The organism is Pseudonocardia endophytica (genome assembly GCF_004339565.1).
In the GTDB taxonomy this organism is placed as follows: Bacteria; Actinomycetota; Actinomycetes; order Mycobacteriales; family Pseudonocardiaceae; genus Pseudonocardia; species Pseudonocardia endophytica.
In genome coordinates this window covers 3,073,410-3,093,924 of the sequence record NZ_SMFZ01000002.1, presented here as the reverse complement: position 1 = coordinate 3,093,924, position 20,515 = coordinate 3,073,410, and the positions used below count along the sequence as shown (strand labels likewise).

17 protein-coding genes are annotated in these 20,515 nt (G+C 72.6%); 7 read left to right on the top strand and 10 right to left on the bottom strand.

What is annotated here, in order from left to right:
* Window positions 1-73 precede the first annotated feature (73 nt).
* Window positions 74-811: a hypothetical protein gene (locus EV378_RS33160; protein ID WP_132431716.1), complete on the top strand. Its 738-nt coding sequence runs from the start codon at window positions 74-76 to the stop codon at window positions 809-811.
* Here the strand turns inward: EV378_RS33160 and EV378_RS33155 are convergent.
* Window positions 798-2,204 carry an NAD-dependent malic enzyme gene (locus tag EV378_RS33155; RefSeq protein WP_132431714.1) on the bottom strand — a complete coding sequence of 469 codons (1,407 nt, stop codon included), beginning with the start codon at window positions 2,202-2,204 and terminating at the stop codon, window positions 798-800. The two genes, EV378_RS33160 and EV378_RS33155, sit on opposite strands and share 14 nt — an antisense overlap.
* Window positions 2,205-2,313: 109 nt before the next feature.
* Here EV378_RS33155 and EV378_RS33150 point away from each other — a divergent pair, with 109 nt between their 5' ends.
* On the top strand, window positions 2,314-4,404 hold the full coding sequence (locus EV378_RS33150) for an elongation factor G-like protein EF-G2 (protein ID WP_132431712.1): 2,091 nt from the start codon (window positions 2,314-2,316) through the stop codon (window positions 4,402-4,404).
* 209 nt (window positions 4,405-4,613) lie between these two features.
* Here the strand turns inward: EV378_RS33150 and EV378_RS33145 are convergent, their stop codons facing one another.
* A complete protein-coding gene (locus EV378_RS33145) occupies window positions 4,614-5,936 on the bottom strand; it encodes a DUF4032 domain-containing protein (protein ID WP_132431710.1) in 1,323 nt (440 codons plus the stop codon).
* Window positions 5,936-6,970 (bottom strand): LacI family DNA-binding transcriptional regulator, encoded by a 1,035-nt coding sequence (locus EV378_RS33140; protein WP_132431708.1) that lies wholly within the window; start codon window positions 6,968-6,970, stop codon window positions 5,936-5,938. The genes EV378_RS33145 and EV378_RS33140 overlap by 1 nt, the downstream gene beginning before the upstream one ends.
* A 375-nt stretch (window positions 6,971-7,345) precedes the next feature.
* On the opposite strand from EV378_RS33140, the gene EV378_RS33135 reads away from it, so the two are divergent.
* Genes EV378_RS33135 through EV378_RS33120 form a run of 4 tightly spaced genes read left to right on the top strand, consistent with a single transcriptional unit; the run spans window position 7,346 to window position 11,699 of the window.
* Window positions 7,346-8,602: an extracellular solute-binding protein gene (locus EV378_RS33135; protein ID WP_243653881.1), complete on the top strand. Its 1,257-nt coding sequence runs from the start codon at window positions 7,346-7,348 to the stop codon at window positions 8,600-8,602.
* Window positions 8,599-9,558 carry a carbohydrate ABC transporter permease gene (locus tag EV378_RS33130; protein WP_243653880.1) on the top strand — a complete coding sequence of 320 codons (960 nt, stop codon included), beginning with the start codon at window positions 8,599-8,601 and terminating at the stop codon, window positions 9,556-9,558. The genes EV378_RS33135 and EV378_RS33130 overlap by 4 nt, the downstream gene beginning before the upstream one ends.
* Window positions 9,558-10,391 (top strand): carbohydrate ABC transporter permease, encoded by an 834-nt coding sequence (locus EV378_RS33125; RefSeq protein WP_132431704.1) that lies wholly within the window; start codon window positions 9,558-9,560, stop codon window positions 10,389-10,391. Before EV378_RS33130 ends, EV378_RS33125 begins: the two co-directional genes overlap by 1 nt.
* A gap of 33 nt (window positions 10,392-10,424) precedes the next feature.
* Window positions 10,425-11,699: an ABC transporter ATP-binding protein gene (locus EV378_RS33120; protein ID WP_132431702.1), complete on the top strand. Its 1,275-nt coding sequence runs from the start codon at window positions 10,425-10,427 to the stop codon at window positions 11,697-11,699.
* 227 nt (window positions 11,700-11,926) lie between these two features.
* Here EV378_RS33120 and EV378_RS33115 read toward each other — a convergent pair whose 3' ends face one another.
* The 3 genes from EV378_RS33115 to EV378_RS33105 form a co-directional block, all read right to left on the bottom strand.
* Window positions 11,927-13,381 carry an SDR family oxidoreductase gene (locus EV378_RS33115; RefSeq protein WP_132431700.1) on the bottom strand — a complete coding sequence of 485 codons (1,455 nt, stop codon included), beginning with the start codon at window positions 13,379-13,381 and terminating at the stop codon, window positions 11,927-11,929.
* Between the two features lie 679 nt (window positions 13,382-14,060).
* Window positions 14,061-14,369: an AzlD domain-containing protein gene (locus EV378_RS33110; RefSeq protein ID WP_132431698.1), complete on the bottom strand. Its 309-nt coding sequence runs from the start codon at window positions 14,367-14,369 to the stop codon at window positions 14,061-14,063.
* The gene (locus EV378_RS33105; protein ID WP_243653879.1) at window positions 14,366-15,274 is read right to left on the bottom strand and encodes an AzlC family ABC transporter permease; all 909 of its coding nucleotides are present in this window, start codon (window positions 15,272-15,274) and stop codon (window positions 14,366-14,368) included. The genes EV378_RS33110 and EV378_RS33105 overlap by 4 nt, the downstream gene beginning before the upstream one ends.
* A gap of 84 nt (window positions 15,275-15,358) precedes the next feature.
* Between EV378_RS33105 and EV378_RS33100 the strand changes: the two genes are divergently transcribed.
* A complete protein-coding gene (locus tag EV378_RS33100; RefSeq protein WP_132431694.1) occupies window positions 15,359-15,913 on the top strand; it encodes a helix-turn-helix domain-containing protein in 555 nt (184 codons plus the stop codon).
* Here EV378_RS33100 and EV378_RS36060 read toward each other — a convergent pair.
* The 4 genes from EV378_RS36060 to EV378_RS33080 all read right to left on the bottom strand — a co-directional run bounded on the left by EV378_RS36060 (window position 15,897) and on the right by EV378_RS33080 (window position 20,514).
* Window positions 15,897-17,642, bottom strand: coding sequence for a glycoside hydrolase family 16 protein (locus EV378_RS36060; protein WP_207908936.1), 1,746 nt, complete (start codon window positions 17,640-17,642; stop codon window positions 15,897-15,899). The two genes, EV378_RS33100 and EV378_RS36060, sit on opposite strands and share 17 nt — an antisense overlap.
* A gap of 209 nt (window positions 17,643-17,851) precedes the next feature.
* Entirely contained in the window at window positions 17,852-18,784 is a 933-nt protein-coding gene (pdxS, locus tag EV378_RS33090; RefSeq protein WP_132431692.1) for a pyridoxal 5'-phosphate synthase lyase subunit PdxS, read from the bottom strand.
* 24 nt (window positions 18,785-18,808) lie between these two features.
* A complete protein-coding gene (locus EV378_RS33085) occupies window positions 18,809-19,390 on the bottom strand; it encodes a LemA family protein (RefSeq protein ID WP_132431690.1) in 582 nt (193 codons plus the stop codon).
* On the bottom strand, window positions 19,387-20,514 hold the full coding sequence (locus EV378_RS33080; protein WP_132433064.1) for a glycosyltransferase family 4 protein: 1,128 nt from the start codon (window positions 20,512-20,514) through the stop codon (window positions 19,387-19,389). The genes EV378_RS33085 and EV378_RS33080 overlap by 4 nt, the downstream gene beginning before the upstream one ends.
* Between the last annotated feature and the right edge of the window lies 1 nt (window position 20,515).

The following is a 20,515-nucleotide window of genomic DNA, read 5'->3' as shown; positions in this document are numbered from 1 at the left end:
AGGAGACGCCCGACACGACGGCACCGGTCGAGGTCGACGCGACGGCGACGGCTCCCGCCGTCCGGGTCGGGGTGTGACCGCCCCGGCACCCGAGTCCCACGGCGATCCCGAGGCGGGCACGGCGCCGGACGTCGCCGGCGTCGTCGTCGGATGGCGGACCTGGCAGATCCGCGACCCGGACCGCGCCCTGCTGCGGTCCCCGCTGCAGGTGTCCACCGAATGGCACGGCGGGGCGCCGCTGGCAGCGGCGTGCGAGCTGCGCGGACACCCGGCACCGGACCCGGACTGCACCTGCGGGATCTACGCGGCGCGGGACCCGGCCGACGTCGGCGGCGTCGGGTTCGGGCGGGTCACGCTGCTCGGGTGCGTCGCGCTGTGGGGCACGGTCGTCGAGGGCGAGCGGGGCTGGCGCGGTGGCGTCGGGCAGCCCGTCGTGCTGTTCTGCGGCCCGGCGCTGCGGCCGGAGATCCGGGCCGAGCTGACCGCGTCGTACGGCGTGCCCGTGCACGTCCTGCCGCAGCCGGTCGCCCTGACCGTCGAACGGCCAGGGATCGACCGTGCCGCCGAGCGCGTCCGGAGCGCCGCCGAGGAGCCGGGCGCGCGCCTGCTCGACCGGGCCGCCCGCGCGTTCGTCGACGCCGCAGGGGCGCCGGTCCGGGAGCCGGTGCGCGCCGCGCCGCCCGCCCGCCGGCGTCGGCGGTTCACGGTCGGGTCGGCCGTGCTGGCCGTCGTCGGAGCGTCGGTGCTCCTGCTCCCGCCGGTCGCCGCGGCACCGGTCGTGACCACGCCACAGGTGGTCAGCCCGCCGTGACCTGGCCGCGGCGGGCCAGCTTCGTCGCGGTGCCGCGCAGCGCCTCGGCGACGGCGGGGGCGACGGTCGTGTCGAACACGCTCGGCACGATGAACGACGGGTTCGGCTCCGACACGACGTCCGCGATCGCCGCCGCGGCGGCCAGCAGCATCTCGTCGGTGATCTCGTGCGCCTGGGCGTCGAGCAGCCCGCGGAACACGCCGGGGAACGCGAGCACGTTGTTGATCTGGTTCGGGTAGTCCGACCGCCCGGTCGCGACGACGGCCGCGTGCTGGGTCGCGACCGCCGGGTCCACCTCGGGATCGGGGTTGGCCAGCGCGAACACGATCGAGTCGTCGTTCATGGTGGCCAGCTCGTCGGCCCCGAACAGGTTCGGCGCGCTCACCCCGACGAACACGTCCGCACCGACCAGCGCGTCGGCGAGCGAGCCGGTGCGCTTGTCGCGGTTGGTCTGCGACGCGATCGAGACGAGGTTGTCGTCCATGCCCTCGCGGTCCGGGTGCACGATCCCGTCGACGTCGACGGCGATCACGTCGGCCGTCCGCTCCGAGGCCAGCAGGCGGATGATCGCCGACCCGGCCGCGCCCACCCCGCACACCACGACCCGGACGTCCGCGAACCGCTTCCCGACCACCCGCAGCGCGTTGCGCAACGCCCCGAGCACGACGACGGCGGTGCCGTGCTGGTCGTCGTGGAACACCGGGATGTCGAGCAGCTCGCGCAGGCGCGCCTCGATCTCGAAGCAGCGCGGCGCGGCGATGTCCTCCAGGTTGATCCCGCCGTAGGTCGGGGCCAGCACCTGGACGGTCCGGATGATCTCCTCGGTGTCCTGGGTGTCCAGGCAGACCGGCCACGCGTCGACGTTGCCGAACTGCTTGAACAGCGCCGCCTTGCCCTCCATCACCGGCATCGCGGCGGACGCGCCGATGTTGCCCAGCCCGAGCACGGCCGACCCGTCGGTCACGACGGCGACGGTGTTGCGCTTGATCGTCAGGCGCCGGGCGTCCTCCGGGTTCGCCGCGATCGCCATCGACACCCGCGCGACGCCCGGGGTGTAGGCCCGCGAGAGGTCGTCACGGGTGCGCAGGTTGACCTTCGAGCGAACCTCGATCTTGCCGCCGAGGTGCAGCAGGAACGTGCGGTCGGAGACCTTGCGGACAGAGAAGCCGTCCAGCGTGTCGATCGCGGCCGTGATCGCCTCGACGTGGTCGGTGTCGCGCGCGTTGACCGAGATGTCGACGACCAGCGACTCGGTGCGCGCCTCGACGACGTCGAACGCGGTGACGACTCCCCCGGCGTGCCCGACCGCTGCGGTCAGGTCTCCGGTGGAGGTGGGACGGGCGGGGGCGTCGACGCGGGCGGTGATCGCGTAACCGGGACCGGGAACGGGCACGGACGGCGACCCTACCGGGCCCGGGAAGCACCCTCGGCCGATCGGGGGTTGTGATCTCGGACGGCGAAGGTGTGTGATCCAGAGCACATCGCTGCCGGAGGTGGTCGCCATGACGGTCAGAGCAGAACGTCAGGCGGGGGGTGCGGCGACCGCGGTCGCCGCGGCCGCACCCGCCGACATCCGCAACGTGGTCCTCGTCGGGCCCTCCGGATCCGGGAAGACGACGCTGGTGGACGCGCTGCTGGCGCACACCGGCACGATCCCGAGGGCCGGCTCGGTCACCGAGGGCACCACCACCTGCGACCACGACCCGGCCGCCGTCCGGCAGCACCGGTCGATCGGGCTCTCGGTCGCCCCGTTCGTGCACGACGGGATCAAGGTCAACCTGCTGGACACACCGGGATACGGCGACTTCCTCGGCGAGCTGCGGGCCGGGCTGCGCGCGGCCGACGCGGCGCTGTTCGTCGTCCCCGCCGCCGAGGGCAGGGAAGGCACGCTCGACCCCGGCACGCTCGCCCTGTGGGAGGAGTGCGTCGCCGCCGGGATCCCGCGCGCCGTCGTCGTCGCGCGGTGCGACGCGGCACAGGCCGACGTGGAGAGCACGCAGCTGGCCTGCCAGGACGTGTTCGGCAGCGGCGTCGCGCCCTGCTACCTGCCGATCCGGCGCGACGACGGCGGCATGGACGCGCTGTACGGGCTGCTGTCCCAGACGCCGGCCGGTTCCGCCCCCGACGGAGCCGAGGACGCCCGGTCGGTCCTGATCGAGGGGATCATCGAGCAGTCCGAGGACGAGGCCCTGATGGAGGGCTACCTGGCCGGCGAGGAGATCCCCGTCGGGACGCTCGTCGACGACCTGGAGACGGCCGTCGCGCGCGGCGCGTTCCACCCCGTCGTGCCCGTGTGCTCCGCCTCCGGCATCGGGCTCGACGCGCTGCTGGAGATCATGACCGGCGCGTTCCCTTCGCCCCAGGAGCGCCCGCTGCCGCGCACCGTCGACGGGCGCGAGCTCGCCCCCGACCCGGACGGCCCGCTCGCCGCCGAGGTCGTGCGCACGGCGTCCGACCCGTACGTCGGCCGCGTGTCGCTGGTGCGCGTGTTCTCCGGGACGCTGCGCCCCGACACCACCGTCCACATCGGATCCGGCGGGGTCGTCCCCTCCCCGCGGACGAGCCCCGAGGCGCACGACGGCGACGAGAAGGTCGCCCACCTGTACTCCGCGCTCGGCTCCGCGCTGACCGAGACCGCGGCCTGCCCCGCTGGAGACATCTGCGCGGTCACCCGCCTGTCCGCGGGCACCGGGGACACGTTGTCCGCCACCACCGATCCGCTCGACCTGGTGGCCTGGGACCGGCCGGAGCCGCTGCTCCCGATCGCGCTCGTGGCCCGCAACCGCGGCGACGAGGACGCCGTCGCGCGGGCGTTGGCGAAGCTCGTCGCGACCGACCCTGCGCTCGCGCTCGAACGCAACCAGGAGACCCACCAGACCGTGCTGTGGTGCACCGGGGAGGCGCACGCCGACGTCGCGCTGTCCCGGCTGCGCGACGCCGGCGTCGAGGTGGAGACGGAGGAGGTCCGGGTCCCGCTGCGGATCACGCTGGACCACGCGGGCCGCGCGACCGGCAAGCACGTCAAACAGTCCGGCGGGCACGGCCAGTACGCCGTGTGCCACGTCGAGTTCGAGCCGCTGCCGCCCGGGTCCGGATTCGAGTTCCGGTCCGCCGTGGTCGGCGGCTCGGTGCCGACGCAGTACGTGCCCAGCGTGGAGAAGGGCATCCGCACGCAGCTCGAACGCGGGCTTGCCGTGGCGGACGGGGAGCCGGCACACCCGGTCGTCGACGTGAAGGCGACGCTGGTGGACGGCAAGGCGCACAGCGTCGACTCGTCCGACGCCGCGTTCCAGACGGCCGGCTCGCTCGCCCTGCGCGAGGCCGTCGCCGCCTGTGGCACGACGCTGCTCGAACCGCTCGACGAGGTCCGCATCCGGATCCTCGACGAGCATCTCGGGGCCGTGCTCGGCGACCTGTCCGGCCGCCGCGGCCGCGTGCTGGGGACCGATGTGGACGACACGCCGGGCCGCACCGTCGTCCGCGCCGAGGTGCCGAGGACGGAGCTGCTCCGGCACGCGATCGACCTGCGCGCCATGACGTCCGGCACGGCGACCTGCACCCGCGCGTTCGCCCGCTACGCCGAGCGCGCCTGACCGCCCCGCCCCGCCCACCCCGCCACGCCCGCCAACCCAGCCACGCCCGCCAACCCCCGTCCCGAACGAACGGCACCTTCGAGCAATGCCGTTGCTCGAAGGTGCCGTTCGTTCGGAGGTCGGGGGCACTGCTCCCCGTGCCGGCCGGCTGCAGCTCGTCGGTGGGCAGGAGCACCGTCAGGACGTCCCGGCCGAGCCCGAGCAGCCCGCTACAGGTCGCGGTTGCGGGCGTCCTCGTCGTACATGCCCGCTTCCGCGTCGAGCGTGTGCAGCAGGCCCGGGTCCAGGCGCGGGATCTGCCCCGTGTCGGCGTCCGCGACGGCGGTGCGCGCGGCCGAGTCGGTCGGCGCGGAGTTGCCGAGCGCCGCCAGTGCGGCGTCGTTGCCGACGTCGGCGCCGGCACGCTCGGAGAGGATCCACCGCACCTCGAGCAGGTCGCAGTAGGCCTGCACCGGCGTGCCCACCCCGCCCAGAGCCTCGTGCGCCGCAGCCGTGCCGGGGTCGAAGCAGACGTCCCGCCAGCTGCGCGCCAGCTCGTCGCCGCCCGCCTCGTGACCGGTCCGACGTCGCAGCCAGTCCTGGTGGGCACGCAGGTCGCCGAGCAGGATCGTCGCCTGCCCCTCTCCCACGTCCAGTCCGGTCAGCTCCCGCAACCGTTCACTGTGGAACGTCTTGTCGCCCACCGCGACCTGCAGGCGCGCCTGCCCCGCGTCGCCCTCGACGGGCCGTAGCGACAGCTCGTCGACGGCGAACCCGAGGTCGTTCAGCTCGCGGATCTTGCCCTCCACCCGGTACCGGTCGCCGAACGCGAACGTCGGGGTGGCGTGCAGCGCGTCCCAGAGCGCCCGGTACCGGTCCGGAATGCCCTGCGCCTCCTCGATCAGCTGCGGGTAGATCTCCGGCGGGCGCTCCAGCCGCGTCGCCAGGTCGATCATCCCGCTGGCCACGTTCTCGACCATGATGTCCAGGTCGTGCTCGCGCTGGCCGTTCGAGATCGTGGCGTGGACCTCGCTGGTCTCGGCGTCCACCAGGTAGGCCGCGAACAGCTGCCCGTCGCGCATGAACAGCGTGTTCGCCAGCGAGCAGTCGCCCCAGAACACGCCGTGCCGGTGCAGTTCGACGAGCAGCCCGGCCATCGCGTCGAACAGCCGGGCGCGGTGGCGCGGGCGGTTGGGCGGCAGCCGCAGGAACAGCCGCCGGTACTGCCACGACCCGACGAGATAGCGCGTGACCAGGATCGACGCGTCGTGCTCCGGCTGGTGCACGACCCCCGCCGGTCGCACGGCGGGCAGCCCGTCGACCTCGAGCCGGCGCAGCACCTCGTACTCGCGGCGCGCGATCCGCTCCGGCAGCTCCTTGAGCGCCCACAGCGTCCCGTCCGCCTCCACGAACCGGACGAGATGACGGCTCGGCCCCACCGGCACGTCGCGGATCGGGACGTCGGTGACGCTCCACTCGCCGAGCGGCTGGTCCCACGGGAGAGCCAGCAGCTCGGGGCCGGTGGCGCGCATCGTCAGCTCCGGAACCGCCATCACCGCCTCCTCCGTCCGAGAGCACGATCCGGGCGGGGCGGCCCGGTGCTGCCACGCACCACCAGCCGGGTAGGGACCAGGACCGGCGCCTCGAACGCCTCACCACGCAGGCCGGCGACGACCATCCGGCCGGCGATCGTCCCCACCTCCCCGGCGGGTTGGCCGACCGTGGACAGGTCGGTCAGCGCGGCCAGCGGGTGGTCGTCCACGCCGATCACCGACACGTCGTCGGGCACCCGCAGGCCGGCCCGGCGCAGTGTGCGGAGCGCACCGAGCGCCACCTCGTCGGAGTGCGCGTAGACCGCCGTCGGCGGTGCCGACCGCCCGAGCAAAGTGCCCATCGCCTCGGCCCCCTCGTCCGCGCCCCAGCCCACGGTCCGCACCAGCTCCTCGTCCACCGGCAGCCCGGCGTCGGCCAGCGCCGCGAAGTACGCCGACGTCCGTCCGGCCGGGTGCGCGCCGCGCTGCTCGGGATCGTAGGCGGCGATCATCGCGATCCGTTTGTGTCCGAGATGGACGAGGTGGTCGACGGCCTGGCGCCCGGCCACGTGGTCGTCGATCCGCACCGACGGGTGCGGGGCGACCTGGGCGCCCGCAGCGACGATCTGCACGCCGATCCGCTCCAAACGGCCCCGTTCCTCGTCGTCGACGGCCAGCCCGACCAGCACGACGGCGTCGACCTTGCGCCGCGCCGGTAGCTCGGTGAAGAACGCGGCGCGGTCCGCGGCGTCACCGACCCGGTAGAGCAGCAGGTCCAACCCGGCGGTCCGCAGCCCCGCCTCCAACCCCTCCAGCACGGCGCCGAAGTACCAGCGCGACAGGTGCGGGACGACGACCGCAACCCGGCCCGTCGCCCCTCCGGCCAGCCGGGACGCCTCCGGGGACACGACGTACTCGAGCTCCCGCGCGACCCGCCAGACCCGTTCCCGCGTGCTCGGTGCGACGTGCGGATGGTCGGACAGCGCCCGTGACGCCGTCGCCGGCGACACCCCCGCCAGGCGGGCGACGTCGGCCAGATTGACCGAGGAGGGCACGGCTCACGATAACCCGAAATCTTGGAAGCGTTTGCACTTACTTCTGAATCTGGCTGAATCTCTCACGCAGCCATAACGATCACGATTGTGACCCTTGACACCTATCACACGAAGGGGTCAGAGTTCGAGGTTGAAAGCGTTTCCAGGCGAGGGGCCTGCCGGATCCGACCTGCCGGGACGTCGACGAGGGGGAGGTCCGTGCCGGTGCGCCCGAACGGACCCGTCCCCGCTCCCCTCCCCGACGAACGGTCGCCGCCCGCGCCGGGCACGTCCGCCGTCCCTGTCCCCGTCCCGTCCGTCCCCGTCCCGCAGAGAGTTCGGAGTTGAACGCCCATGCGTCGCCGTAGATGGAGGAGCCGCGTCCTGGCGGCCGGTGTGGCGGTCGCCGCCCTCGCCGGTCTCGCCGGATGCGCCGGAGGGCCCGCCGGGCCACCGACCCTGACCTGGTTCATCAACCCGGACGACGGCGGCCAGGCCGAGATCGCGCAGAAATGCACGGCGGCGTCCGGCGGGAAGTACCAGATCGCCGTCTCGACGCTGCCGCGCGAGTCGTCCGAGCAGCGCCAGCAGCTCGTCCGCCGCCTCGCCGCGAACGACACGTCGATCGACATCATGAGCATCGACCCGCCCTACATCCCGGAGTTCTCCGAGGCCGGGTTCCTGGCTCCGGTGCCTGCCGACGTCGGTCAGCGCACCACCGCGGGCGTCGCGAACTCCGCGAAGGAGGGCGCGAGCTGGGACGGCAAGCTCGTCACCGTCCCGTTCTGGGCGAACACGCAGCTGCTCTGGTACCGCAAGTCGATGATGGCCGGGACCGGGCTGGACATGTCCAAGCCGGTCACGTGGGACCAGGTCATCGCCGCGGCGCAGAAGAAGAACAAGCAGGTCGCCGCACAGGGCAAGCGCGCCGAGTCGCTGACGGTCTGGCTGAACGCGCTCGTCGAGAGCGGCGGCGGCGAGATCATCACCAACCCGTCGCCCGGCGACCCGAAGGGTGTCCAGCTCGGGCTCGACTCACCGGCTTCGACGAAGGCCGCCGAGATCATGAAGGCGACCGCACCCGTCGCCGGGTCCAGCTTCTCCACGTCGGGCGAGGACGAGAACGCCACCGCGTTCCAGGACGGCGACGCGATGTTCTCGCCGATCTGGCCGTTCATCTGGGGCAAGGTCAAGAGCGCCGTCGAGGACGGCACCGCCCCGGCCAGCACCCAGTCCGACTACGGGTGGGCGCTCTACCCGCGCACCGACGCGTCGAAGCCGAGCGCCCCGCCCTACGGCGGGATCAACCTGGGCGTCAGCGCGTTCAGCACCAACGTCGACCTGTCCTACCAGGCGACCGAGTGCATCGTCTCGACCGAGAACCAGAAGCAGTACTTCCTGACCAACGGCAACCCCGCGGCGAAGATCTCGGTCTTCACCGACCCGGAGGTGGTCAAGGAGTTCCCGATGGCCCCGGTCATCGCGCAGTCGCTGCAGCAGGCGAAGCCGCGCCCGCAGACGGCCTACTACTCCGAGGTCTCGGAGTCGATCCAGCGGCTCTACCACCCGCCGGGCGGTATCGACCCGAACACCGTCGGCCCCGCGACCGCGGACCTGATCCGCGCGGTCCTGGCGAAGGAGAAGCTCCTGTGACGACCACGACGGAACGGACTCCCTCCACGACGGACCCGGCTCCGGGACCGGGCGGCGCCAGCGACCGGGCGAAGGCCGAGCAGCGGCTCGGCTGGATGCTCGCCGGACCGGCGTTCGTGATCATGTTGCTGGTCACGGCGTACCCGATCGTCCAGGCGTTCTACTACTCCCTGTTCGACTACCGGCTCACCGACCCGGAGAACCGCGAGTTCATCGGGATCAACAACTACCTCGTCGTGCTCGGCGACGAGATCTGGTGGACCTCGTTCGGCGTCACGCTGTTCATCACGGTGGTCACGGTCGCCGTCGAGCTGGTGCTCGGCTTCGCGCTGGCGCTGGTGATGATGAAGGCGCTGCAGGCGATCCGGCCGATCCTGCGGGCCGCGATCCTGATCCCGTACGCGGTGATCACCGTCGTGTCCGCGTTCGCCTGGCAGTTCGCGTTCTCGGCCGACTCCGGGTTCGTGAACTCGTGGTTCGACTGGATCCCCGGCATCACGGCGGACACGGCGTGGTTCGACGGCACGTGGTCGTCGCTGTTCGTGATCTGCCTGGCCGAGATCTGGAAGACCACGCCGTTCATCTCGCTGCTGCTGCTCGCCGGACTGGCCCAGGTGCCCGACGTGCTGCAGGAGGCCGCCAAGGTCGACGGCGCGTCCTGGTGGCAGCGGATGACGAAGGTGACCATCCCGAACATGAAGGCCGCGATCATGGTCGCGCTGCTGTTCCGCACGCTGGACGCGTTCCGCGTGTTCGACAGCGTGTTCGTCATGACGGGCGGCGCGAACTCGACGGAGACGGTGTCGTTCCTGGCCTACCGGCAGACGATCTCGCGTGTCGAGATCGGGCTCGGATCGGCGGTCTCGGTGCTGCTGTTCCTGTCCGTCGCGTTGATCTGCGCGCTGTTCATCAAGGGATTCAAGGTCGACCTGTCCCAGGCACGAGGGGAGAAGTGATGTCCACCCGGGAGAAGGTTCTCTGGTACATCGCGGGCGTCGTGATCGTGATCTACGCCCTGTTCCCGGTCGGCTGGATCATCTCGCTGTCGCTGAAGTCGTCCGACGACATCTCGAACAAGGCGTTCCTCCCGACGCAGATCTCCTGGGAGAACTACTCCCAGATCCTCGTCGGCGACGCCGCGGACCTGTTCCTGCCCGCGTTGCGGAACTCGTTCGGGATCTGCCTGATCGCCACGGCGATCGCGTGCATCCTGGCGATGTTCGCCGCCTACGCGATCGCCCGGCTGGACTTCAGGGGGAAAAAGCTCATCCTGTCCACGGCGCTCGGCGTGGCGATCTTTCCGGTGATCTCGATCGTGACGCCGCTGTTCAACCTGTGGCGGCTGATCGGGCTCTACGACACCTGGCCCGGCCTGATCATCCCGTACCTGTCGCTGACGCTGCCGCTGTCGATCTGGACGCTGTCCGCGTTCTTCCGCGAGATCCCGTGGGAGATGGAACAGGCGGCGCAGGTGGACGGCGCGACGACGTGGCAGGCGTTCCGCAAGGTGATCGTCCCGCTGGCGACGCCGGGCGTGTTCACCACCGCGATCCTGGCGTTCTTCATCGCGTGGAACGACTTCGCCTACGGCATCTCGCTCACGTCGTCGGGAGCGGCCCGTCCGGTGCCCGCGGCACTGGGCCTGTTCTCCGGCGCGTCGCAGTTCGAGTCGCCGAACGGCCCGATCGCCGCCGCCGCGGTGATCGTCACCATCCCGGTCGTCGTGCTGGTGCTGATCTTCCAGCGCCGCATCGTGGCCGGTCTGACCAACGGCGCCGTCAAGGGTTGATCCCGTACTTCTCGAGAAAGGAACCGACCGGCCATGGCGTCGATCGAGATGAAGAACATCGTCAAGAAGTACGGGGACGGCTTCCCGGCCGTGAACGACGTGAGCATGGACATCGCCGACGGCGAGTTCATGATCCTCGTCGGCCCGTCCGGCTGCGGGAAGTCCACGCTGCTGCGGATGATCGTCGGACTGGAGGACATCACCTCCGGTGAGATGGACATCGGCGGCACGCGGGTCAACGAGAAGGCCCCGCGCGACCGGAACCTGTCGATGGTGTTCCAGAACTACGCGCTCTACCCGCACCTGTCCGTCTTCGAGAACATCGCGTTCCCGCTGCGCCTGGCCAAGGCGCCGGAGGACGAGGTGCGCAAGAAGGTCAACGAGGCGGCCGACGTCCTGGAGCTCCACGAGCACCTGCAGCGCAAGCCGGCCAACCTGTCCGGCGGTCAGCGCCAGCGCGTCGCGATGGGCCGGGCGATCGTGCGGGACGCGGACGCGTTCCTGTTCGACGAGCCGCTGTCCAACCTGGACGCCAAGCTCCGCGGCCAGATGCGCACGGAGATCGCCCGCCTGCAGCGCAGGCTGGGGATCACGACCGTCTACGTGACGCACGACCAGACAGAGGCGATGACGCTCGGGGACCGGGTCTGCGTGCTGCGCAAGGGCGTCATCCAGCAGGTCGCGTCGCCGCGTGAGCTCTACGAGCAGCCGGTCAACCTGTTCGTGGCCGGGTTCATCGGCTCGCCGCCGATGAACTTCCTGCCCGCCACGGTGTCCGGTAGTGCGCTCGAGACCCCGTTCGGAAAGATCGAGCTCGACTCGGCGCGCGCCGAGAAGATCAAGGGCAAGGACCTGGTGCTGGTCGGGATCCGGCCGGAGTACTTCGAGGACGCGTCGCTCGTCGACGAGGCCAAGAAGCACGTGGGCTCGACGTTCTCGGCCCGCGTGGACGTCACCGAGTGGCTCGGCGACTCGCAGTTCGCCTACATCCCGTACGAGGCCCCCGAGGAGGTCGCGGCGCAGCTCAAGGAGCTGTCCCGGGAGCTGGATTCGGACCAGCTGCGCACGCAGGCGATCGTGTCCATCGACTCGACCAGCCGGATCCGGGAGGGCCGCGAGGCCGAGTTCTGGCTGGACGCGCGGAAGATCCATGTGTTCGACCCGTCCACCGGCGACAACCTCACCCGCGACCCGGAGGCCGGCGCCGAGCTGACCCGCATGGCGAGCGAGGACCGCGCCGAACAGGTGGCGCAGGCCCGCGAGCACGGCACGTCGGTCACCGGCAGGCACCACGCCGAGGAGAAGTAGGCGCCCACCCACTCGTCCGGGCCGCCCCACCTCTCCCCTTCCGAACGAACGGCACCTTCGAGCAATGCCATTGCCCGAAGGTGCCGCTCGTTCGCGGGGCGGGGCGGGTGGCGCGAGTGGGCCGGGTGAGGCGGGGGGGACGACCGCGCGAACGAACGGGCCGTTCGAGCAACATGATTGCTCGAACGGCCCGTTCGTTGCGTGTCGGGGTCAGTTGCGTCTCGGGGTCAGAGGGCCCGGACGGCCTGGCGGTGCCGGGTGACGGCGACACCGGCGATCGTGCGGGCCATCACCGCGAACACGAACCGGCTCGCGGGCTGTACCGCGAACCAGTAGGCCCGGCCGGCCATCCCACGCGGGCGGAACGTGACGCGCTGGACGTAGCGGCTCGTCCGGCGCCCGGTCTCCTCGACGCGCAGCTCCAGACGAGCCGTTCCGGGCATCTTGGCCTCGGCGCGCAGCTGCAGCCGGCGCCCGGGATCGACCTCCTCGATCCGCCACCAGTCCAGCGCCTCCCCCGGCGCGAACCGGGACGGCCGCGTGCGCCGGTCACCGGGCCCTCCGGCCAGACGGTCGAGCCAGCCGCGGACGGTCCAGACGCCCGGCACGGTGTACCACCCGGTGTCACCACCGAGCGTCTCGATCACCGCCCAGACCGCGCGGGCCGGTGCGTGCACGTCGTGCGCGTGCTCGGAGACGAGCTCGAGCGGCCCGGCACCGGGTGGGTCCGCAGCGCCGCGGCCGGCGTCGCCGTCCTCGTCGAGAGCCCGTCGCACGGCCTCGGCGTACGGCGTCGGTCCGCCAGGTGGCTCGCCGACCAGGTGCCACAGCTCGTCGAGACTCTCCTTGTCGCACACCAGCTCGTGGCGCATCGACTCGACGAGCGGTTCGGCCAGGCCGCGCCCGACCGGCGTCAGCGCCGAGACCGCCCGCGCGGTCAGCCGGGGGGCGGAGACCGGCACCGGCAGCGGGAGCGGCTGGGCCAGCCCCGCGACCTCGGCGTACCCGGCCATCAGCCCGTGGTACGTGAGCACCTCCGGCCCGCCGACGTCGAAGGCACCGTGCACATCGGACGGAAGACGCAGGCATCCGACGACGGCGTGCAGCACGTCGTCGACGGCCACCGGCTGGATGCGGTTCCACAGCCGGTCCGGCAGCGGCAGCACGAGCGGCCCGTTCATCGCCGTCTCGGTGAGGTGCCGGATCATCTCGAAGCTCGCCGAACCGGTACCGACGACGATCCCGGCGCGCAGCACGACGGTCGGCACCGGCCCGTCGAGCAGGATGTCGCCGACCTCGCGGCGCGAGCTCAGGTGACCGGACACCTCGCCGTCCGGCGCGTCCGGCTGCAGACCGCCGAGGTACACGATCCGGCCGACGCCGGCCTCCGCGGCGCCGTCGGCCAGCGCCCGCGCGGCGGCCCGGTCGCGCTCGGCGTAGCCAGGACCGTCCATGGCGTGCACGAGATGCACGACGGCGTCGGTCCCGCGGCAGGCGGACGCGACCGTCGCGGCATCGGTGGCGTCACCGACCCGGACCTCGACGCGATCGGGTGCCCAGGCGTGCCCGTCGAGCCGCGACGGGGTCCGCACCAGCACCCGCACCGCGTGGCCCGCCGCGAGCAGGCGCGGGACGAGCCGGGACCCGATGTAGCCGGTGGCGCCGACGACCAGAACGCGCATGCCCCGATCCTGACGGTCGTCGGGTTCGTCCGCTCGCCCGGCCGGTGTGAGCGCGGTCGCCCGACCGGAGATCGGCGCAACCGGTCACGGCGCGCCACAGGTGGCGCGATCCAGCCGGTTCCGCCGATCACGCTGGGTGGGAGCGAGCGCAGCCCCGGCCGCCGTCATGGGAGACCGCCGTCCTCTGCTCGGTGGACGCGCCGGCGTTCTCCGAACGATCGGTGGCCATGATCGGCGGGAGTGGTCAGGACGCGCCACATCGGGCGTGATGCGGCCGATTCCGCCGATCGTTCCGGGTGGCTACGGCTGCAGGTGAACCGTGATCGCCGGAACTGGTCAGACTGCGCCACTGGTGGCGCGTCTGTGCCCATTCCGCCGATCATGGCAAGTCGGGAGCCACCGCGCCCGCTGCGGTGAACGCGTCCGCGCCGCACCGTCAGGAGATTCCCAGCGGGCCGCGGTCCGACCGTGATCGGCGGAACCGGTCAGACTGCGCCACTGGTGGCGCGTCTGTGCCCATTCCGCCGATCATGGCAAGTCGGGAGCCACCGCGCCCGCTGCGGTGAACGCGTCCGCGCCGCACCGTCAGGAGATTCCCAGCGGGCCGCGGTCCGACCGTGATCGGCGGAACCGGTCCAGCCGTGCCACACCGGTGGCGCGATCCGGCCGGTTCCGCCGATCACGGGACACCGACCAGTCGCAGACCGGCGGCCGTGCCCGCGGCCAGGAGGACCACGACGATGAACGGCAGCCGCTTCCAGGCCGCGACGCCGGCGACCAGGACGGCCGCCGGGCGGGCCCAGCCGGCGAAGGCGTCGCCCTCGAACCAGGTGCCGGTCGCGGTCAGGGCCACCAGCAGTGCGACCGCGCCGAGCTCGACCAGGCGGATCGTTCGGGCGGACAGTGACATCCGGTCGTGGGCCATCAGAGGAACGAGCCGCATCAGGTAGGTACCGACGGCCAGGACGGCCAGCGCAGCGACGGTCATGACGGCCTCCCCGGAGCGGCGAACATCAACTGGTGGACGCGGTCCCACCTCGCGAGGACCGTGGTGCACCGGCGCCCGACCGATCGGCGTCCGCCGTCCGGGCCGCCGCCGTCCGGGCCGCCGCCGTCCGAGCCACCACCGTCCGAGCCACCACCGTCCGAGCCACCACCGCCGGAGCCGCCACCGCCAGAGCCGCCACCGCCCGAGCCGCCACCGCCCGAGCCACCACCATCCGAGCCACCACCGTCGGAACCTCGGCCCGCACGGCGCCCGGCCAGACCGACGCCCAGCAGTCCGGCCAGCACCGGGACCCCGGCAGGCGCGAACGGCGAAGCGACCAGCGCGACGGCGGCCGCTCCGGCACCGACCCGGCGCGCGTCGGCCTGACGCAGCATGGGCAGCAGCATCGCCAGCATCGCGGCCGGGAACGCGGCGTCCACACCGAACGCCGTCGGCTCCGGGACGATCGTGCCGAGCACCAGGCCGAGCGCGGTGCCGACCTGCCACATCAGGTACTTGAGGACGCCCAGGGTCCAGAAGGCCCGTCGTGCCCGAGCCGTCCCGCTGCCCCTGGCCAGGACGAACGCTGTCGACTCGTCCGTCACGACGTGTGCCGCGGCGAGCCGCGACGGGCCCCGGCCGAGCGTCGAGGCGATCGCCAGACCGAACGGCAGGTGGCGCAGGTTCAGGACCAGACCCGCGACGACGGCGGCCACCACACCACCGCCCGCCGCGAGGATGCCGGTGACGGCCAGCTGCGCCCCTCCGGCGAAGACGACGACCGACATGGCCATCGTCATCGCCGGGGACAGGCCTGCGGACGGCGCGAGCGCTCCGAACGAGACGCCGACCACTCCGACCGCCACCGCGATCGTCGCGGCATCCCGCACGTCGGCGCGCCGCACCGAGCGATCCGTTCGTTCTGCCGAACACATAACCGGTACAGTGAACGACAGCCGGAACGTTCGTCAAGCCGAACGAGGAGACCGATGGATCGAACGCCGCCCCTCGCCGCGATCGCCGCCGCCATCCGGAGGGAGCGGAACCGGCTCGGGATATCCTCCGCCGAGCTTGCGCGGCGGGCCGGGATCGCGAAGTCGACGCTGTCCCAGTTGGAGTCCGGCACCGGCAACCCGAGCGTCGAGACGCTGTGGGCGATCGCCGTCGTCGCGGGAGTGCCGTTCAGCTCGCTCGTCGAGCCGGAGACGACCGGCGTCCGGGTGATCCGCGCCGCGGACCGGCCCGCGATCGGTTCGGACGAGTCGCCGTTCACCGGGAGCCTGCTCGCCGCCTGCCCGCCGGGGGCCCGGCGGGACATCCATCTGATCACGAGCGAGACCGGGGACGCCCGCAACGCCGCCCCGCACAGCCCCGGCACGACCGAGCACATGATCGTCGCCGAGGGCCGGTGGACGGCCGGACCGGCCGGCGAGGAGGTCACGCTGGACCCGGGTGACTACGTCACGTTCCCCGCCGACCGGCCGCACGGCTACCGCGCCCTGACCGACACCGCCTCCGCGGTGCTGATCATGGAGTACCAGTGACGCCGCTCGGGCCACGCTGGGCCGAGCCGGTCGGGTCGGGGGCGCCCTCGGTGAGGCGGCCGAGCGCCCCGCCGACGCCGTCGAGCAGGCCCTCGGAACCCCCCTTGTCGTCACCGGCGCTCTTGTCGTCGCCGCCCTTGGAGTCCCCCTGCTCGCTCTCCGGCAGCGGATACTGGCGGACCCAGTCCACCTGCATCTCGGACGGCTTGACGCCGCCGCCCCCGTTTCCGGGGAACCAGTCGAGCTGGATGCACAGGTGCATCGGGCCGGGCGGCAGGATCGACGTGTCCGTCGTGGACCACCACTGCTTGCCGTCGACGTAGGTGGTGATCTTCTCCGGCGTCCACTCGACGGCCCAGTTGTGCCACTGGGTCGCGTCGATGTCGACCTTGCCCTGCACCTGGCTGTTGTCGGCGCCGTAGTGCAGGAACAGGTTCGTCTCCTGCCGGAGGTGGTCGGTCATCTCCATGAAGTCGACCTCGCCGCCGACCGGGAAGTTCTCCGCGTCCGGCCAGAGCAGGAGCAGTGCGTTGTACGTCGGGTCGGACGCGGGCGCCTTGACCCGGCCCTCCCAGCGGCCGTACTTCTGCCCCGGGTTCCACGCCATGCCGGCCGTCGTCCCGTCCGCGTCCCCGTTGATCGTGAGCAGGCCGTCCTTCGTGGACGCCGCGTCCGGTGAGCGACGGCCGTTGCCGGCGTGGCCCTCACCGTCGTAGAGGGACCAGTCACCGAGTCCGTTGGTGAAGTCGTCGACTCGGTTCGGCTTGCCCCAGTTGTGCATCACCGCAGCGCTGGTCGCCGCTCCGGCCGGTGCGGCGGGGTCGGCGGGCGCTGCCGGGGCCTTCGGTGCCGCACAGTCGTCGGGCTCGGTGGCCCCGGCCCCCGCGGCCGGCTTGTCGCCCGCGGGCCGGTCACCCGCCGGAGCCTGGGCCGGGTCGTCGCCGGTCGCCGGATCAGCCGCCGGCTTGTCGCCGGTCGCCGGATCAGCGGCCGGCTTGTCGCCGGTCGACGACGTCCCGGAGCCGCCGTCGGCCGGATCCTCGCCCGAGGGCTTGTCACCGGTGGACCGGTCGCCGGTGGACTGGTCACCGCCGGAACCGTCACCGCCGGACTTGTCGTCGCCCTGCCCGCCGGATCCGCCGGACCTGTCCCCGTCGCCGGACCCGCCGGAGCTGCCGGACTTGTCGCCGGAGCTACCGGATCCACCGGACTTCTCGCCGTCGCCGGAGCCGCCGGAGCCACCCGAGCCGTCCGACTTGTCCCCGCCCGAGCCATCGGGCTTGTCGCCACCACCCGAGCTGCCGGACCCGTCGGACTTGTCCCCGCCCGAGCCGTCCCCGGCGGGCGGGTCGTCCGCGACGCCCTCACCGGAGCCGGAACCAGAGCCGGAACCGGAGCCCGGGTCGGCCCCCGAACCCGCGTTCGCCCCGGCGCCGTCGTCCTGGTCCGGCTTCTCCGCGCCGGACTTGTCGCCGGCCGGCTTGTCGGCACCCGGCTCGTCCGCGTCCGGCTTCTCACCCCCGGCCGTCCCCGGGTTCCCGGCAGGGTGGTCACCCCCCGTCGCCGGGTCACCCGTTCCGGATCCGCCTCCGGGGTCGCCCCCGGCCGGCCGGCAGTCCGCCGGCTGTGCAGGTTCCGCCGCGGCGAGGGTCTGATCCGCGAACGCCGCTGACGGGAGCACCGCCAACGACACCACGACGATCCCCGCGATCACCACAGAGCGTCTCATCCGACTCCTCCGCCACAGTCGCCTCGTGAGTCACGAGAGACGCTAGGTGTCACAGCGTCACCATGCGTACCTGTGTCATCACATCGGGCGCGACGCCCGTCGCACGGGTGAGTGCGGAGCGTGGCGGTCCGGAACCGGAGGCTGCTCCTCACACGAAAGCGCCCCGCCCGGAGACCCGGACGGGGCGTGTGTTCGGAAGGGAGTGTGTGTTACCAGCCGCGGCTGGCGTAGCGCTGCTCGGCGGGCAGGTCGGCGACGTTCAGGCCGACCATCGCCTCACCGAGACCACGCGAGACCTTCGCGATCATGTCGGGGTCGTCGTGGAACGTCGTCGCCTTCACGATCGCCGACGCGCGCTGCGCCGGGTCGCCGGACTTGAAGATCCCGGAGCCGACGAACACGCCCTGCGCGCCCAGCTGCATCATCATCGCGGCGTCCGCCGGCGTCGCGATCCCGCCCGCGGTGAACAGCACCACCGGGAGCTGCCCGGTGCGCGCGATCTCCGCGACGAGCTCGACGGGCGCACGCAGCTCCTTCGCCGCGAGGTAGAGCTCGGCCGTGTCCAACGTCGACAGCTTGCCGATCTCGGAGCGGATGGACCGCATGTGCCGGGTCGCCTCGACGACGTTGCCGGTGCCGGCCTCACCCTTGGAGCGGATCATCGCCGCGCCCTCGGAGATCCGGCGCAGGGCCTCGCCCAGGTTCGTCGCGCCGCACACGAACGGCACGGTGTACTGCCACTTGTCGATGTGGTGGGCCTCGTCGGCCGGGGTGAGGACCTCCGACTCGTCGATGTAGTCGACACCGAGCGCCTGCAGCACCTGGGCCTCGACGAAGTGCCCGATCCGGGCCTTCGCCATCACCGGGATGGACACCGCCTCGACGATTCCGGTGATCATCTCCGGGTCGCTCATGCGAGCCACGCCGCCGTTCGCCCGGATGTCGGCGGGGACGCGCTCGAGCGCCATCACGGCCACCGCGCCGGCGTCCTCGGCGATCTTCGCCTGCTCCGGGGTGACCACGTCCATGATCACGCCACCCTTGAGCATCTCGGCCATCCCGCGCTTGACGCGCGCGGTTCCGTGCTCGGGGCCGGCGTTCACGGGGACGGACTCAGCGGACACGGTGCTCCTCAACCTCATTGATGGCGTCGGAGGGATTCTACGTCAGCGTTCTCCGGCGCCCGTAGGGCGCGGAGGCGCCGGTGCGCCGGCCGCGTCCGGCTCCGGGTCGACGATCTCGAAGTAGACCGGGACCGGTGCCGTCCCGGCGAGGTGCAGCCACCGGACCAGGCGCCGCGACCGCAGGCCGAGCGTGTCCCGTACGGCGTCGTTGTGCACCCGGCGGGCGAGGATCACGAGCTGCTGGGCGTCGGCCAGCTCGTCCGTCAGCTGCGTACCGATCCCTGCCCTGTCGACGACGGCGAGTTGCCTGGTCAGCACGTTCTCCGCGGCTTCTCGGGCCTGACGGGAGCCGGCCGGGTCCCGGCCGTCCGGGGTGGGCGCGTCGCCCGCGCCCGCGGTCCGCGCGGCCGTCCGCAGACTCTCCCCCGCCGGCCCGAGCGCGTCGGCGACCCGTTCCGCGACCTCCACCCGCCGGCGCAGCGCCTCCCCCAGCCCGGCCCGGGCCGCGTCGACCCGGACGTGCAGCCGGTCGAGACGGTTGACCCGTGCCCCGCACCACACCGTGAGGCCGATCACGACCAGCACCGCGGCGGCGACCAGCAGGACGAGCAGGATCGCGTTCACGCCGCCCCGCCTGCGACGACGCGTGGGTCGGCGGCGATCGCGGCGCGATAGACCTGCAGCACCTCCCGCGCCACGACCGGCCAGTCGAACGCGGCCGCCCGCTCCCGTCCGGCACGGGTCAGCGCGGCGCGGGCGCCGTCGTCGTCGAGCAGCCCGCCGAGAACCCGGGCCAGCGCCGGTGCGTCACCGGTCGGCACGAGGCGCCCGGCGTCGTCGCCGACGACGGCCCGGAACGCCTCCATGTCACTGGCCACGACCGGCGCTCCCGCGGCCATCGCCTCCAGCAGCACCATGCCGAAACTCTCGCCGCCGAGGTTGGGGGCGCAGTAGACGTCCATCGACCGCAGCGCGGCCGCCTTCGTCGGCTCGTCGACGGCGCCGAGGAAGTCGATCCGCCCGGCGAGGTCCGGGCCGGCCTGCCGGCGCAGCGCCGCCTCGTCGCCGCGGCCGACGACGAGCAACCGCAGGCCGGGCCGGGTCCTGGACAGCGCGCGTACGGCGTCCAGCAGCACCGGCATGCCCTTGCGAGGCTCGTCGAAGCGGCCGAGGAAGCCGACGGTCGGGCCGGGTGGGCGTCCGGGGAGCACGGGGCCGTCCGCGAACCGGGCGACGTCGACGCCGTTCGGCACCTCGGTCGCGTCCCCGCCGAGGTGCTCCACCTGAACCCGCCGGGCCATGGCGGACACCGCGATCCGGGCGGTCACCTTCTCCATCAGCGGCCGCAGCACCCCACCGAACGCGACGAGCGCGCGAGAGCGCTCGGTCGACGTGTGGAACGTGGCGACGATCGGCCCCTGCGCGGCCAGCAGCGCCAGCACCGAGATGCTGAACGTCGTCGGCTCGTGCAGGTGCAGCACGTCGAACTCGCGCTCGGCGAGCCAGCGCTTCACCCGCTGGTAGGTGACCGGCCCGAACGTCACGCGGGCGACGGACCCGTTGTAGGGCACGCCGAGCGAGCGGCCCGCCGACGTCACGAACTCCGGCATCGCGGTACCGGTCTCGGCCGGGGCCAGCACCTCGACGTGGTGCCCGAGCACCCGCAGCGCGGCGGCCAGGTCCAGCACGTGCGCCTGGACCCCGCCGGGGACGTCCAGCGAGTACGGGCAGACGATCCCGACGCGCAGC

Excerpts from the sequence above, each read along its gene's own strand:
- EV378_RS33150 (WP_132431712.1), top strand. The coding sequence starts at position 2,314 with ATGACGGTCAGAGCAGAACGTCAGGCGGGGGGTGCGGCGACCGCGGTC.
- EV378_RS33145 (WP_132431710.1), bottom strand. The coding sequence starts at position 5,936 with ATGGCGGTTCCGGAGCTGACGATGCGCGCCACCGGCCCCGAGCTGCTG.
- EV378_RS33125 (WP_132431704.1), top strand. The coding sequence starts at position 9,558 with ATGTCCACCCGGGAGAAGGTTCTCTGGTACATCGCGGGCGTCGTGATC.
- EV378_RS33120 (WP_132431702.1), top strand. The coding sequence starts at position 10,425 with ATGGCGTCGATCGAGATGAAGAACATCGTCAAGAAGTACGGGGACGGC.
- EV378_RS33115 (WP_132431700.1), bottom strand. The coding sequence starts at position 13,381 with ATGCGCGTTCTGGTCGTCGGCGCCACCGGCTACATCGGGTCCCGGCTC.
- EV378_RS33110 (WP_132431698.1), bottom strand. The coding sequence starts at position 14,369 with ATGACCGTCGCTGCGCTGGCCGTCCTGGCCGTCGGTACCTACCTGATG.
- EV378_RS33100 (WP_132431694.1), top strand. The coding sequence starts at position 15,359 with ATGGATCGAACGCCGCCCCTCGCCGCGATCGCCGCCGCCATCCGGAGG.
- EV378_RS36060 (WP_207908936.1), bottom strand. The coding sequence starts at position 17,642 with ATGAGACGCTCTGTGGTGATCGCGGGGATCGTCGTGGTGTCGTTGGCG.
- pdxS (WP_132431692.1), bottom strand. The coding sequence starts at position 18,784 with ATGAGGTTGAGGAGCACCGTGTCCGCTGAGTCCGTCCCCGTGAACGCC.